The sequence below is a fragment of the Kitasatospora sp. NPDC093558 genome (genome assembly GCF_040683475.1).
GTDB lineage: Bacteria > Actinomycetota > Actinomycetes > Streptomycetales > Streptomycetaceae > Kitasatospora.
Genome location: NZ_JBFBDY010001260.1, coordinates 1 through 1,246, shown reverse-complemented (window position 1 = coordinate 1,246; position 1,246 = coordinate 1). Strand labels below are relative to the sequence as shown.

Here is a 1,246-nt window from a genome sequence, read left to right as displayed (position 1 = left end):
GGCCACCCGGGCCGCCGTGCCGTGGGAGGCAGCCGCGCGGTACGTCCCGCTGCTCGGCAGCGAGCTCAAGCTCGGGGCGGAGTGCGCCATCGCCCTGCTCGGGTATGCGGTGCGGCCGGCGGCGTCCGGCCCGGTCGCCGAGCGGCGGCAGGCGGTCGGCTCGGCGGCCGTCATGGTGGTGAGCGCGGCGGCGTACGTGGCGGGCGGGGCACGGCCGGTGGGCCCCGAGCTGGTGGCCGGCCCGGACGGACGCCTGCTGCTGACGCTCTTCAACACGCTGTTCACGGCGCACAGTTGCTGGTGCGTCGCGGTGTTCGGCCTGGCGATCCTACGGTCCTCCGGGGAGGTCGCCCCCGGGCTGCCGCGGACCGGGCTGCGGCTGATCGCCGTCGGCACGGCGTGCGGACTGGCCTGGTCGGCGCTGAGCGCGGTGCCCCTGTGGGAGACGCTGACCACCGGGCGCCAGGAGATCGAGGAGGACGCCGCCTCGGCCCCGGTCGCGCTGGGCACGCTGCTCTTCGGCATCGGCGGCATGACGCTCGCGGTGTGGGCGGCGTTCCTGACCCGCACGGCGCAGCGGGTGCGGGCCTGGCGGGACCACCGCCGGCTCCAGCCGCTGTGGTCCGCACTGCACTCGGCGGTGCCGGAGATCTCGCTCACCGCGGAGGCCGGGGTGCTGGGCCTCGGCGGGGTGCTGCGCAACCCGGAGTTCGCGCTCTACCGGCGCGTCATCGAGATCCGGGACGGTCAGCTCACGCTGCGGGCGCACGCCGATCCCCGGGTGGCGGGCTGGGCCGCCGAGGCGAGCGCGGGGGACGCGGCCGTCGTGGAGGCGGCCGTCCTCGCGGCGGCGCTGGAGTCGGCGGCGGCCGGGCACCGGCCCGCCGTGGACGGCGCGGGCTACTCGCCGGGCGAGCTCGCGCCCGACCTCGCCGCCGAGACGGCCTGGTTGGTCACGGTGTCGCGGGCGTTCGCACGCTCGGCGGTGGTGGCGCAGGTACGCCGGAGGGTGCGCGAGCACGAGCCGATTCCGCATCAACTGTCGTAGATGTGAAAGATGTTGGCGTTAATCTCCGTTGACACGCCCCGAGCGCGCCGCCATCCTGGACCCTCCTCGGCTGATCGTCAACCACCCGCTGGTCGACAGGAGTTCGCCATGCTCGACATCATTTTCATCGTGCTCTGGGTCGTCAACCGCAACCGTGCCAGGAACGCCGTCGACCCGAACGAGCGCCAGAAGTACGCC

General features: G+C 74.6%; 1 protein-coding gene. It reads left to right on the top strand.

Annotated features, from left to right (window positions below):
• The coding region (locus tag AB0O00_RS40185) for an MAB_1171c family putative transporter (protein ID WP_363659612.1) at positions 1–1,048 on the top strand (1,048 nt) is incomplete at its 5' end.
• Between the last annotated feature and the right edge of the window lie 198 nt (positions 1,049–1,246).